Raw genomic sequence first — 13,695 nt, forward strand, 5'->3', positions numbered from 1 at the left:
TTATGTTAGATGTATTAACAGTTACTTTAAATCCTGCAATTGATCAAACAGTAAATATCAATAATTTTAAAATTGATAATGTAAATAGAGTTGAAAAACTTCAAAATAGTGCGGCTGGAAAAGGTGTAAATGTAGCTTCATATTTAGCAAGTTCAAATTTAAAAGTTGGTGCAACAGGTTTTTTAGGTTCAAAAAACTGTGAGATTTTTGAAGAGTTTTTTAAAAAACAAAATATAGAAAATAGATTTTTATATTTAGATACTCAAACTAGAGTAAATGTTAAAATAGTTGATCCTAAAAATAAAACAGTTACAGATGTAAATCAAGCTGGTTTTGAAATAGATGAAGAGAATTTAAATAAATTAGAGAAGATACTTTTTTCAAAAAAAGAAGCTTCTTGGTATGTTTTTTCAGGAAGTTTGCCAAAAGGAATTGAAAGCAATATTTATGAGAAATGGATAAATAAAGCTCACAATTTAGGTATAAAAATTGCCTTTGATGCAAGTGGTGATGCTTTGATAAATGGAATGAAAGCAAAACCAAATTTAATAAAACCAAATAACCATGAACTTTCACAACTTTTATCAAAAAATATTTCATGTGATATAAAAGAGATTTTACCTATAGCAAAAAATTTAATTAAAGATGGTATTGATACAGTATGTATTTCTATGGGTGAAAAGGGTTCTTTAATTGTAAATGAAAAAGAGGCTTTTCATGCAGTTGCTTTAAAAGCTGAAGTTAATACAACTGTTGGTGCAGGGGATGCATTACTTTCTGGACTTGTATATTCAAAAATAAATGAATTGTCTTTAGAAGAGAGTATTAAACTAGCATCAACTTATTCATTAAATGCATTAAAAACTATAGGTGCCTACCTATCATCCAAGGAGGAGTTGAAAAAACTAAGTAATGATCTAGACGTTGTTCCAATTAGTTTGGACTAAAAAATTTACAAAAAGGGAAAATTATGGCAAAGATTGTGGCAATTACAGCTTGTCCTACAGGTATAGCACACACATTTATGGCAGCTTCTGCATTAGAGAAGATTGCAGCTGACAGTGGACATGAAATAAAAGTAGAAACTCAAGGTTCAGTTGGGGCAAAAAATGCATTAACTGAAGAGGAAATTTCAAATGCAGATGTTGTATTAATAGCAGCAGATACTCATGTTGAAATGACAAGATTTGAAGGTAAAAAATATTTTGAAACTTCAACAGGTGAAGCAATAAAAAATACTGATGAGGTTATTAGTAGTGCATTGTCTTCAACATTAGTTCACTCAAGTACTGGTGTAGATTCATCTGCATTAAAAGAGCAAGTAAAAGAGATTAAAAGTGAAAGAAAATCTCAAACAACAGGTGCATATAAACACCTTTTAACAGGTGTTTCATATATGCTTCCAGTGGTTGTTGCTGGGGGACTTTTAATTGCACTATCGTTTGTTTTTGGTATTGAAGCATTTAAAGAAAAAGGTACTATTGCAGCAGCATTAATGGATATTGGTGGTGGTGCAGCATTTCATATTATGGTTGCAGTTTTATCTGGATATATTGCATTTTCTATTGCAGATAGACCTGGACTTGCCCCTGGACTTATTGGTGGTATGTTAGCTTCTAATATAGCTGCTGGTTTTTTAGGTGGTATTGTTGCAGGTTTTTTAGCAGGTTATGTTTCAAAGTGGATTGTTGAAAACATTAAATTGCCTGAAAATTTTGAAGGGTTGATGCCAGTATTAGTTGTACCATTACTTGCAACTTTAGTTGTTGGTTTAGTTATGATTTATATTGTTGGTGGTCCAGTTGGATATATCAATGATTCATTAAAACATTTCTTAGAAAGTATGAGTGGTTCAAATGCAGTATTAGTTGGACTTATTATTGGTCTTATGATGGCCTTTGATATGGGTGGTCCTGTTAATAAAGCAGCTTATACTGTTTCAGTTGGACTACTTGCCAGTGGTGTTACAGGACCAATTGCTGCTGCTATGGCAGCTGGTATGACTCCTCCACTTGGTATTTTTATTGCAACTATGATTGCAAAAAATAGATTTGAAAAATCAGAATTACAAGCTGGAAAGGCAGCAGGTGTTCTTGGTATTTGTTTTATTACTGAAGGTGCTATTCCTTTTGCAGTAAAAGATCCATTAAGAGTTATCCCTTCACTTATGGCTGGTTCAGCAGTTGCTGGTGCTATGAGTATGGCATTTGGATGTAAATTAGCAGCTCCACATGGAGGTATTTTTGTACTTGCAATTCCAAATGCAGTTACAAATTTAGCAATGTATGGCCTATCAATTGCAGCGGGTGCAATAGTTACTGCTGTTATGTTAATGATACTTAAAAAGCCAATTGCTTCTAATTAATATTTTGATTAGGGATAATTTCCCTTTTCAAAATATAAATATATAGTTTTAGTTATTTGAGATAGTATCTTCAAAAATTGTGATTTTGTGCTTATACATATCAGCCCTAACTCTAACATTTGAAAACTCTAAAGGGTTGTTTTCTTTATCAAAAGATAATCTATTTAAAGACAACAAAGGTGTATCATCTTTTATATCTAGTCTCTTTTTTTCATCTTTTGTTGGCGCTTTTGCTTCAACAGTTTCTTCAGCATTATAAAACATAATCCCATATTTCTCTTTTAAAAAAGTGTAAAGGGATTCTATATTAAATCTTTTTTCTAAATTAGGTACTTTTTCAAAATCTAGATAATTTGTCATCAAAGCAAGTGGTTTTCCATTTAATGTTCTTAATCTTTTTATAGCTAAAAGTTTTTCACATTTTAATAAATCTTTTACATAATGATCATCTTCAATTAACGCATATTCTATTGATTTTGTTTGTAACTTTTGATTTTGTTTTGATAATCTTTGGGTTAAAGAACCAATTGAACTTGCATCATAAAGTATTTTTTGCTCTAAGACAAAAGTTCCTTTTCCTTGTTTTTTCTTGACAATATTTTCTCTTTCAAGCTCTTCTATAGCCTTTCTAATAGTAATTCTACTTACATTGTAAATCTCTTCAAGCTTTGGTTCAGCAGGAATTATCTCACCTGGTTTATAGTTTTTATTAATATCTTTTTGAAGTAATTCTTTTAATTGTATATATAGAGGTATACCTTTTTTATTAAACAAAAGAGTCCTTAATGAATTATTTATCATATAGTTTATTTAAATTAATTTTAAATAATCATTATATAAACATATGATGATTATATCATTATAATGTTTAAGTTGAATTTCATCTTCTAAACATTATAATGTTATCATGAATTTTAAAAGGAATTATATGTCAAGTAATAAAAAATTAGACTCTGTTTTTACTTCTATGAATAACATCCCTGAAGAGTTTAGATTAAGTGATGAGATTATTCAAAATGAGTATTTAATAAACGGAGAAATAAGAAAATGGGAAGGGGCAAAACAAGATGTTCTCTCTCCTATATGTTTAAATGAAAATGGAAAAAAGCAAGTTAAATTAGGTTCATATCCAAAGTTAACTCAAAATGAAGCAAAAATGGCTTTAGATTCTGCAAGTGAAGCTTACAATATGGGGATGGGTGAATGGCCTCAAATGAAAGTAAGTGAAAGAATTAAAGCAATTGAAAAGTTTACTTTTAAAATGGTTGAAAAAAGAGAAGAGGTTGTAAATCTTTTAATGTGGGAAATTGGAAAATCACTCAAAGATTCTCAAAAAGAGTTTGATAGAACAGTTGATTATATAAAAGATACTATTGATGAACTAAAAACTTTAGATAGAAAAGATTCAAAATTAGAAATAAAATCGGGCATTTTAGCACAAATTAAAAGATCTCCTATTGGTGTTACTTTGTGTATGGGGCCATTTAATTATCCATTAAATGAAACTTTTACTACATTGATTCCTGCACTTATTATGGGAAATGTTGTGATATTTAAGCCACCAAAATTTGGCGTTTTATTACATAAACCTCTACTTGAAGCATTTAGAGACTCTTTTCCAAAAGGTGTTGTAAATACTCTTTATGGTTCAGGGGCTGAACTCTTAACTCCATTGATGCAAAGTGGGAAAGTAGATGTATTAGCATTTATTGGAAGTTCAAATGTTGCAAGTAAATTAAAACATAATCATCCAAAACCAAATAGATTAAAAGCTATACTTAGTTTAGAAGCTAAAAATGCAGGAATTATAATGCCTGATGCAAATTTAGATGTTGCAGTAAATGAGTGTGTTGCAGGTTCTTTATCTTTTAATGGTCAACGATGTACAGCTTTAAAAATTTTATTTGTTCATGAAAATATTGTTGGAAGTTTTTTAGAGCAGTTTAATAAAAAGATTGATGAGATAAAATTTGGACTTCCTTGGGATAAAGATGTTCAAATAACTGCACTTCCTGAGTATAAAAAAACTGATTATTTAAAAGAATTAATTGATGATGCAGTTGAAAATGGTGCAAAAGTTGTAAATAAAAATGGTGGAACAATAAAAAATACATTTATGTATCCAGCAGTTTTATATCCTGTAAATGAAAAAATGAAAATCTATCATGAAGAACAGTTTGGGCCTATCGTTCCAATTTTAACATATAAAGATATCAAAGAGCCAATGAGATATTTAATGGAATCAAATTATGGTCAACAAGTTAGTATTTTTGGTAAAAACTCAGACGAAATTGCAAAAATGATTGATGGTTTTGTAAATCAAGTAAGTAGGGTAAATATAAACTCACAATGTCAAAGAGGACCTGATATTTTCCCATTTACAGGGAGAAAAGATTCTGCTCAAAGTACACTTTCTGTAAGTGATGCCCTAAGAGCATTTAGTATTAGATCTATGGTGGCACTAAAAGATGATAGTGATAACAAAGAGATTGTACAAGCAATATTAAGAGATCATAAATCTAATTTCTTATCAACTAATTTTATATTATAAAAATATTATTGCGGATTTTCCGCAATAATTAATCACTCGTTAACTAATTTAATTTTATGTTTATATAGATTTGCTTTTATAAGTAAATGAGAGTATTCTATTGGTGTATCATTCTCATCAAATGATAATCTTTTTAAAGATAAAAGAGGTTTTCCAACTTCAATTTCTAGTTGTTCTGCTTGGAATGCATCTGCTGCAACAGACTCTATAGTTTCATCCGAACTATGAAGTGTAATCCCATATTCTTGTTTTATAAATGAATACAAAGATTCTAAATTAAATTTTTTATCAAGATCTGGAACAACAGTTAAGTCAAAATAATTAGTCATTAAAGCAAAAGGTTCACCTTCTAATAGTCTTGTTCTTTTCATAACCAGTAATTTATCGCAATTTAACAAATCTTTTGCAAAATGATTCTCATCTTTATCAATTATTTCAAATGATTTAGTTTTTGTTGTAAGTGTTCTATTTTGTTTTAGAAGTCTTTGGGTTAAAGAACCTATGATATTTGCATCATAAGTAACAGTTTTTTCTTTTACAAAAGTACCATATCCATGTTTTTTTTCAACAATATTCTCTTTTTCAAGTTCTTCAATTGCTTTTCTAACTGTAATTCTACTTACATGATATCTTCCAACTAAATCACCTTCAGAGGGGATCTTATCATTAGGATTGTAATTAGCTTTTATCTCTTTTTTCAACTTTTCTTTTAATTGAACATAAAGTGGTATACCATTTTTTGTAAACAATTTAATCCTTTTCGTGTTGCAATTAAAAATATTATAGTATGAGATTACTTATAATCTTTTATAAGTAATCTATAAAAATAACTAAATACTATTATTTAATAGTTCTAAAGCCTCATTTTTCTCTATTAATGCTTTTTCTTCACTCCATGAAAGTTCATTTTTCATTATTTCAACTACTTTATCTAAAATTTCTATTGATGTTTTAATATCAATTAAAGCTACATTACATCTTCTAACTAAAAAATCCATAGGTTTAACTACAAACTCTTCTTTAATAGTATAGATAAGCTCTGCATTTGTATAAGGATGACCTTCTTTTAAAAATTCTAGGTTTTCTACAGAAGCTAAAACTTTTTCTAATCTATCTCCATATTGAGATAATAAATACTGGTTAGTCTTTTCATTGATGTTTTTTGAAACATAAGATTCATCTAGGTTTTGACTTCCAACTAATTTTAGTTTTTTTGTAATACATTTTTCTTTTTTTAAATTTTTAGATTTATAAACGTAATCAACTAAATGCTCTGCCATTTTTCTATAAGTTGTCCATTTACCACCTATTATACTAATCAGACCAGTTGATGTTTCTCTAATCTCATGCTCTCTAACAATATTAGAAGTGTCTTGATTCTCTTCAGGTCTAACAAGTGGCCTTATTCCACACCAAGAAGATAAAATCTCATCTTTACTAATTTCTAAATCAAAATAAATTTTCAAGTGTCTTAATATATAATCAATATCTTCATCTTTAACTTTTGGATGTACTTCAAGTTTTGTAGGATCATCAGTAGTACCTACTAAACATTTGTCCATCCAAGGTAAAATAAATAAAACTCTTCCATCTTCAGTTTTTGGAATCATAAGCCCTTCATCATTTGGTAAATACTTTTTATCTAATATAATATGTGTACCTGAACTTAAATCAAGCATTTTGTTTGCTTTTTTATTATCAAGGTTTAAAACTTCATCTGCAAAAACACCACCTGCGTTGATAATATTATCTGCTTTTAGGATGTATTTATTATCATTAATTTTGTCTAGTACTTCTACTGCACATACTTTTTTATTATCATCATAAATAAAACCTGTAACTTTATGATGGTTTTTACACTCTGCACCATACTCTTTTGCTGTTTGTAAAAGTGATATTATTAATCTTGCATCATTGAAAGCACCATCATAATACTTAACCCCACCTGCCAAACCATCTTTTTTTATAACAGGGAATCTTTTTATCATATTTGATTTAGTTACAATAGAACTTCTTCCTAATCCTCTTCTTCCTGATATAAAATCATAAAGGCTAAGACCTACAAACATATAAGGAACCTCCCACCATCTATAAAGAGGAGTAACTAAAGTTAATCGCGAACAAATATGTGGTGCATTTTTAAGAAGTCTTGATCTCTCTTTTAATCCTTCTTTAACTAGATTGAATTGGTCTTTATTTAATTGCTTTATTGCTTTTTCTAAATATCTAACTCCACCATGAACTAGTTTAGTACTTCTTGAACTAGTACCTTCACCAAAATCATTCATTTCAAGTATTACAGTTTTCATTCCTCTTGATGCTGCATCAAGAGCAATACCACTTCCTGTTGCTCCACCACCAATTATTATAATGTCGTATTTATTTGCTTCCATTTTTTAGCCTTTTTAACTTTTTCTATGTTAAAAGTAAATATTTTTATAACATTATAATGTCCTAACAATAAAATTAAACTTATCGATAGCATGATTTTATTTCTTTTTGATAACAAAATTGCATAAATTTTATACAAATTAATTTTTCAAGATAAGTTTAAATTAAGCTTAATTCTAATAAGCCCCATTGTATAGGCTCTATAGGTGAAAAAATGATTTTTTTAAGATTTTCAGAAATTTAAAAATTCTTTAAAATTCAACTTTTTTTAAGCAGTTTTTTAAAATCTATACGTCAAGATTAATTGATGACATCATAATGTCATAATACAATATATTAATAATATCTATATAAACTACATGAATAATTATTCAGTTTTGGGGGTTGAATTTATGTCATTGGAGCTTAAAGATGTGTCTTTGATTGTTGACGGTCAAACACATATTTATAAAACAAATTTATCCTTCCACAAAGGTACTATGAATGTACTACTTGGAAGAACATTATCTGGAAAAACATCATTGATGAGAATTATGGCTGGTCTTGATGTACCTAGTACAGGAAAAGTTATATGGCAGGGCAAGGATGTAACGGGTATGAAAGTACAGGATAGAAAAGTTGCAATGGTTTATCAACAATTTATCAATTATCCTACTATGACAGTGTATGAAAATATTGCTGCGCCACTTAGAATCATGAAAAAAAATGAAAATGAAATTGATGAACTTGTAAGAAAAACGGCAAAACTAATGAAGTTATCAGAAGAGATGCTATTTAAAAAACCTTTGGAACTATCAGGTGGACAGCAACAACGATGTGCACTAGCTAGATCTTTGGTCAAAGGTTCAGGTTTAGTTTTACTTGATGAGCCTTTAGCAAATCTTGATTATAAATTAAGAGAAGAGTTAAGAGAAGAGATTCCAAAAATCTTTAAAGAGTCAGGTGCAATATTTGTTTATGCAACTACAGAGCCAGAAGAAGCATTACTTCTTGGTGGAAATGTTGCTACTTTATGGGAAGGTAAAGTTACACAGTTTGGTAAAACAACAGATGTTTACCATAATCCAAAAAATACTATAACTGCAAAAGTTTTTTCTAACCCTGCAATGAATTTCCTAAAATTTAATAAAAAAGGCAACATGATATATTATGGAAATGGGGAAGAAAGAAGAATTCATGATGTTCTAAAAAAACTTGATGATGGCGAGTATATTGCTGGGTTTAGACCAAATCATCTTGAAATAAATCCAAGTGATGGGCATGTGATTAGATTTGATACAAGATTAAATGTTACAGAAATTACAGGGTCAGAAACTTTTTTACATATGACACATAATGATGATAATTGGATTGGTTTAATTCATGGTGTAAAAGATTTAGAGTTTAATTCTAAACTTGAGGTTTATCTTAATACCAGACATATGTTTATATTTAATACTGATGGAAAATTATTTAAAACTGCAACTTATGCAGAAGAAAGGTAATAAATATGGCAAAAATTACACTTTCAAATTTGGCACATTCATATAAAGAGAATCCCCAAACTGAAGAAGATTATGCTTTAAGAAAAATTGACCATGAATGGGAAGATGGCGCTGCATATGCTTTATTAGGACCTTCAGGATGTGGAAAGTCAACTTTATTAAATATTATCTCTGGAATATTAACCCCTTCTGAGGGAAAAATTATGTTTGACGAAACAGATGTAACTAATGAACCTACTGCAAATAGAAATATTGCACAAGTTTTTCAGTTCCCTGTGATTTATGACACGATGACTATTAGACAGAATTTAGAATTTCCTTTAAAAAATAGAGGTGAAAATAAAGAGTATATTAATAAAAGAGTAATGGAAATAGCAAAAGCTATTCAAGTAGAAAATGAGTTAGACAAAAAAGCAAGAGGTTTAACAGCAGATGCTAAACAAAAAATATCTCTTGGAAGAGGTATGGTTAGAGAAGATGTAAATGCAATTTTATTTGATGAGCCTCTAACTGTAATTGACCCACATATGAAATGGGAGTTAAGAACACAGATAAAAAAACTTCATAAAGAATTACACCATACTATGATTTTCGTAACCCATGACCAAACAGAAGCTTTGACTTTTGCCGATAAAGTTGTAGTTATGAATTATGGATGTGTACTTCAAATAGGTTCTCCTGAAGAATTATTCTTGAAACCTGCTCATACATTTGTTGGATATTTTATTGGTTCACCTGGTATGAATTTTTTTGATATAGAAATTAAGAATAGTATAGCAAGGCTTGGGGAAAATGAGATTAAATTAAATCAAACATATAAAGATATGTCTGAAAAAGTTGAATTAGGAATAAGACCTGAGTTTGTTACTTTAACTAATAATCCTCATGATATAAAAATAGATCTAATTAGAGTTGAAGATGTTGCCCATCATAAAATCGTCCGAGCAAAATATCAAGACAAAAAAGTTGATATCATAATAACTGAAGATACAAAAGTAAGTGAAGATATGACATATATGAATTTAAAAGAAGAGTATATCAATATTTATCAAGACAGCTGGTTAGTTGAAGGGAAGGAAGCATAATGAAAAAAAGAGTTAATCAAAAAGCCTGGTTTTTAGTATTACCAGTATTATTGTTAGTTGGTTTTTCTGCTGTTATCCCTTTAATGACAGTTGTAAACTATTCTGTTCAAGACACCTTTGGAAATAATGTATTTTATCCAGTTGGTCTAGAGTGGTTCCAAGAGATTTTACACTCTGAAAGAATTAGAGATGCATTAGGAAGACAAGCTTTATTTACAGGAATAATTTTGGCTATTGAAGTTCCTTTAGGGATTTTTATAGCTCTTCATATGCCTAAAAAAGGTTTCTGGGCTTCTTTTTGCTTAATTGTAGTTGCCTTACCCCTTTTAGTTCCTTGGAATGTTGTAGGTACTATCTGGCAAATTTTTGGAAGAACTGATATTGGTTTACTTGGATATACATTAACTTATTTAGGAATTGATTATAACTATTCTCAAGATGTTTTATCTGCATGGGCAACAATTATAGTTATGGACGTATGGCACTGGACATCATTAGTTGTATTACTTTGTTATGCAGGTTTACAGTCTATTCCATCAGCTTATTATCAAGCTGCAAAAATTGACCAAGCATCTAGATGGAGTGTCTTTAGATATATAGAACTTCCTAAAATGAGAGGAGTTTTATTAATTGCCATTTTACTTAGATTTATGGATAGTTTTATGATTTATACTGAACCAATGGTTGTAACAGGTGGAGGACCAGGTAACTCAACTACTTTCCTTTCTATTGATTTAGTAAAAATGGCAATAGGACAGTTTGATTTAGGTCCAGCAGCAGCATTTTCATTGATTTACTTTTTAGTAATTTTATTAGTTTCATGGGCATTTTTTACAGTTATGTCAAATATTGATAAGGAGGAGAACTAAGATGAAAGAGAATAAAAAAGGCTTCTTTGGAAGTATATCTCCTTTAATAATGACAATTTACATCACATTTTTGATGTTACCTGTTTATTGGCTTGTTAATATGAGTTTAAAAACAAATGAAGAGATTATGGGAACATTTACTTTAATTCCTAATAACTTAACATTTGATAATTATATATTAATTTTTACTGATCCCAGTTGGTATTGGGGGTATATAAACTCTATTACTTATGTTGTTTTAAATACAGTAATTTCAGTTGCAGTTGCATTGCCAGCGGCATATGCATTTTCTAGATATAGATTTTTAGGAGATAAACATTTATTTTTCTGGTTGTTAACAAATAGAATGGCGCCACCAGCAGTATTTGCGCTGCCATTTTTTCAGTTATATTCAAGTGTCGGTTTATTTGATACACATATCGCGGTGGCTTTAGCTCACACACTATTTAATGTTCCATTAACTGTATGGATTTTAGAGGGCTTTATGCGTGGAGTACCAAAAGAAATTGACGAAACCGCTTATATTGATGGATTTAGTTTTATTAAGTTTTTTACTAAAATTTTTACTCCATTAATAGCATCAGGAATTGGTGTTGCTGCATTTTTCTGTTTTATGTTTTCATGGGTTGAGCTTCTATTAAGTAGAACCTTAACTTCAGTAAATGCAAAATCTATTGCAGTAACAATGACAAAAACAGTTTCTGCTTCAGGAGTTGACTGGGGAGTACTAGCAGCAGCTGGTGTTCTTACATTGGTTCCTGGTGCATTAGTAATTTATTTTGTGAGAAACCATATTGCAAAAGGTTTATCACTTGGAAGAGTTTAAGGAGTAAATATGAATTTATCATGGATGGCATGGACTACAAATACTGCAATATTTTTTGCATCTATTTTTGCAGCATTAGTAGTTATGACAATATGGGGTATTAAATGGCCACAAGCACCAAGAAAAGGAATATTACAAATTGAAACTACACCTGGTGATAGACTTTTTCTTAGTTTACTAGGCTCTGCGTTTATTTGCTTAGCTTGGTTAGCTATATTTGGTTCGCTAGTTTATGGCGGTTTAGTTGTTTGTTTTTTTTATGCCTTAGCTGTTTTTAGATGGGTGTAAAATTTAACGAGATATAAATTTTACAAATTTATAATGAGTGATATTAAATTTGGAGAAAAACATGATTACAAAAAGAAGAGTAACAACATCAGTATTAGCTGCAGTATTAGCTTTAAATGTTTCTGCCTTTGCAGCAGAGAACTTAGATAAGTGGTTAGCAGAATTTAAACCTTCAGCTTTAACTGAAGCTCAACAAAAAAGCGAATTAGCTTGGTTTGAAGATGCTGCAAAACCATACAAGGGAATGACAATTAATGTTGTATCTGAAGGTATTGCTACACATGTTTACGAAAGTAAAACATTAGCAAAAGCTTTTTATGATATTACAGGTATCAAAATTGTTCATGATATCATAGGTGAGGGTGATGTTGTTGAAAAACTTCAAACTCAAATGCAAACAGGTAAAAATATTTATGATGCGTACATTAATGATTCAGATTTAATAGGTACTCACTGGAGATATAAACAAGCAAGAGATTTAACTGACTGGATGGCAAACGAAGGTAAAGACGTAACTAATCCAAATCTTGATTTAAATGATTTTATTGGGTTATCATTTACAACTGGACCAGACCAAAAACTATACCAACTTCCTGATCAACAATTTGCTAACCTTTATTGGTTTAGATATGACTGGTTCACAGACCCAAAAAACATGGCTGATTTTAAAGCAAAATATGGTTATGACTTAGGTGTTCCTGTAAACTGGTCTGCATATGAAGATATTGCAGAGTTTTTTACAGGTCGTGAAATAGATGGTAAAAAAGTGTATGGGCATATGGACTATGGTAAAAAAGATCCATCTTTAGGATGGAGATTTACCGATGCATGGATGTCTATGGCAGGAATGGGAGATAAAGGTGAGCCTAATGGATTACCAGTTGATGAGTGGGGAATTAGAGTAAATGAAAACTCTCAACCTGTTGGTTCTTGTGTTGACAGAGGTGGAGCTACAAACTCCCCAGCTGCTGTTTATTCTATCAATAAATACAATGAATGGTTGAAAAAATATGCACCACCAAGTGCTGCTGGTATGGTATTCTCAGAAGCTGGTCCAGTACCTGCACAAGGTGAAGTTGCACAACAAATGTTCTGGTATACAGCATTTACAGCAAGCATGGTAGAGGATGGTATCCCTGTAGTTGACAAAGAAGGAAATCCAAAATGGAGAATGGCACCATCACCACATGGAGCTTACTGGGAAGAGGGAACTAAAATTGGTTACCAAGATGCTGGCTCTTGGACTTTAATGAAATCTACTCCAGTTAAAAGAGCAAAAGCTGCATGGTTATATGCACAATTTGTTACTTCTAAAACTGTTGATGTTAAAAAATCACATGTTGGTTTAACATTTATTAGAGAATCATCAATTCAACATGATTCATTTACAAAAAGAGCACCAAAACTTGGTGGTTTAGTTGAGTTCTATAGATCTCCTGCAAGAGTACAATGGTCTCCAACTGGAACAAATGTACCTGATTATCCAAAATTAGCACAATTATGGTGGCAAAATATTGGTGATGCATCTTCAGGAGCTAAAACTGCTCAAGAGGCATTAGATTCATTATGTTTAGCACAAGAAAAAGTTCTTAAAAGAATCCAAAGAGCTGGTATTCAAGGTGATAAAGGACCTAAGTTGAATCCTAAAAAAGATGCATCTTATTGGTTAAATCAACCAGGTTCTCCTAAGCCAAAATTAGCAAATGAGAAACCTGTACCTGTAACAATTTCTTATGATGAATTAATCAAATCTTGGACTAAATAATCCAAGTACAAAAGTTAAGAATTTTCTTAACTTTTGTTATACTAATCTATAATTTTAACTTCAAGTAGGCA

12 protein-coding genes are annotated in these 13,695 nt (G+C 30.3%); 9 read left to right on the forward strand and 3 right to left on the reverse strand.

Annotated elements, in window-relative coordinates:
- The first annotated feature begins 2 nt into the window (after nt 1-2).
- Complete coding sequence (gene pfkB, locus AC2TY9_RS05940; protein ID WP_489780019.1) at nt 3-947, forward strand: 1-phosphofructokinase; 945 nt, start codon at nt 3-5, stop codon at nt 945-947.
- 23 nt (nt 948-970) lie between these two features.
- Nucleotides 971-2,365: a fructose-specific PTS transporter subunit EIIC gene (locus tag AC2TY9_RS05945; RefSeq protein WP_489780020.1), complete on the forward strand. Its 1,395-nt coding sequence runs from the start codon at nt 971-973 to the stop codon at nt 2,363-2,365.
- Between the two features lie 48 nt (nt 2,366-2,413).
- Here the strand turns inward: AC2TY9_RS05945 and AC2TY9_RS05950 are convergent, their stop codons facing one another.
- On the reverse strand, nt 2,414-3,139 hold the full coding sequence (locus AC2TY9_RS05950; RefSeq protein ID WP_489780021.1) for a GntR family transcriptional regulator: 726 nt from the start codon (nt 3,137-3,139) through the stop codon (nt 2,414-2,416).
- 154 nt (nt 3,140-3,293) lie between these two features.
- On the opposite strand from AC2TY9_RS05950, the gene AC2TY9_RS05955 reads away from it, so the two are divergent.
- A complete protein-coding gene (locus tag AC2TY9_RS05955) occupies nt 3,294-4,916 on the forward strand; it encodes an NADP-dependent glyceraldehyde-3-phosphate dehydrogenase (protein ID WP_489780022.1) in 1,623 nt (540 codons plus the stop codon).
- 32 nt (nt 4,917-4,948) lie between these two features.
- Here the strand turns inward: AC2TY9_RS05955 and AC2TY9_RS05960 are convergent, their stop codons facing one another.
- Together AC2TY9_RS05960 and AC2TY9_RS05965 are read right to left on the reverse strand one after the other, a co-directional pair.
- Nucleotides 4,949-5,665: a GntR family transcriptional regulator gene (locus AC2TY9_RS05960; protein ID WP_489780023.1), complete on the reverse strand. Its 717-nt coding sequence runs from the start codon at nt 5,663-5,665 to the stop codon at nt 4,949-4,951.
- A gap of 81 nt (nt 5,666-5,746) precedes the next feature.
- The gene (locus tag AC2TY9_RS05965) at nt 5,747-7,309 is read right to left on the reverse strand and encodes a glycerol-3-phosphate dehydrogenase/oxidase (RefSeq protein WP_489780024.1); all 1,563 of its coding nucleotides are present in this window, start codon (nt 7,307-7,309) and stop codon (nt 5,747-5,749) included.
- A 390-nt stretch (nt 7,310-7,699) separates the two neighbouring features.
- Here AC2TY9_RS05965 and AC2TY9_RS05970 point away from each other — a divergent pair, with 390 nt between their 5' ends.
- The 6 genes from AC2TY9_RS05970 (at nt 7,700) to AC2TY9_RS05995 (ending at nt 13,624) form a co-directional block, all read left to right on the forward strand.
- Nucleotides 7,700-8,791, forward strand: coding sequence for an ABC transporter ATP-binding protein (locus tag AC2TY9_RS05970; protein ID WP_489780025.1), 1,092 nt, complete (start codon nt 7,700-7,702; stop codon nt 8,789-8,791).
- A gap of 5 nt (nt 8,792-8,796) precedes the next feature.
- Entirely contained in the window at nt 8,797-9,876 is a 1,080-nt protein-coding gene (locus tag AC2TY9_RS05975) for an ABC transporter ATP-binding protein (protein ID WP_489780026.1), read from the forward strand.
- Entirely contained in the window at nt 9,876-10,745 is an 870-nt protein-coding gene (locus AC2TY9_RS05980; RefSeq protein WP_489780027.1) for a carbohydrate ABC transporter permease, read from the forward strand. Before AC2TY9_RS05975 ends, AC2TY9_RS05980 begins: the two co-directional genes overlap by 1 nt.
- A 1-nt stretch (nt 10,746) precedes the next feature.
- Nucleotides 10,747-11,571, forward strand: a complete 825-nt coding sequence (locus AC2TY9_RS05985; protein ID WP_489780029.1) for a carbohydrate ABC transporter permease — start codon at nt 10,747-10,749, stop codon at nt 11,569-11,571.
- A gap of 9 nt (nt 11,572-11,580) precedes the next feature.
- Entirely contained in the window at nt 11,581-11,859 is a 279-nt protein-coding gene (locus AC2TY9_RS05990; RefSeq protein WP_489780030.1) for a DUF2160 domain-containing protein, read from the forward strand.
- Between the two features lie 61 nt (nt 11,860-11,920).
- Entirely contained in the window at nt 11,921-13,624 is a 1,704-nt protein-coding gene (locus tag AC2TY9_RS05995; protein ID WP_489780031.1) for an ABC transporter substrate-binding protein, read from the forward strand.
- Nucleotides 13,625-13,695: the final 71 nt, after the last annotated feature.

Source organism: Arcobacter sp. ISO1 (assembly GCF_058105185.1).

What these genes read in the sequence shown, in the direction of transcription:
- pfkB (WP_489780019.1), top strand. Translation starts at nt 3, where the DNA reads ATGTTAGATGTATTAACAGTTACTTTAAATCCTGCAATTGATCAAACA.
- AC2TY9_RS05945 (WP_489780020.1), top strand. Translation starts at nt 971, where the DNA reads ATGGCAAAGATTGTGGCAATTACAGCTTGTCCTACAGGTATAGCACAC.
- AC2TY9_RS05955 (WP_489780022.1), top strand. Translation starts at nt 3,294, where the DNA reads ATGTCAAGTAATAAAAAATTAGACTCTGTTTTTACTTCTATGAATAAC.
- AC2TY9_RS05965 (WP_489780024.1), bottom strand. Translation starts at nt 7,309, where the DNA reads ATGGAAGCAAATAAATACGACATTATAATAATTGGTGGTGGAGCAACA.
- AC2TY9_RS05970 (WP_489780025.1), top strand. Translation starts at nt 7,700, where the DNA reads ATGTCATTGGAGCTTAAAGATGTGTCTTTGATTGTTGACGGTCAAACA.
- AC2TY9_RS05975 (WP_489780026.1), top strand. Translation starts at nt 8,797, where the DNA reads ATGGCAAAAATTACACTTTCAAATTTGGCACATTCATATAAAGAGAAT.
- AC2TY9_RS05980 (WP_489780027.1), top strand. Translation starts at nt 9,876, where the DNA reads ATGAAAAAAAGAGTTAATCAAAAAGCCTGGTTTTTAGTATTACCAGTA.
- AC2TY9_RS05985 (WP_489780029.1), top strand. Translation starts at nt 10,747, where the DNA reads ATGAAAGAGAATAAAAAAGGCTTCTTTGGAAGTATATCTCCTTTAATA.
- AC2TY9_RS05990 (WP_489780030.1), top strand. Translation starts at nt 11,581, where the DNA reads ATGAATTTATCATGGATGGCATGGACTACAAATACTGCAATATTTTTT.
- AC2TY9_RS05995 (WP_489780031.1), top strand. Translation starts at nt 11,921, where the DNA reads ATGATTACAAAAAGAAGAGTAACAACATCAGTATTAGCTGCAGTATTA.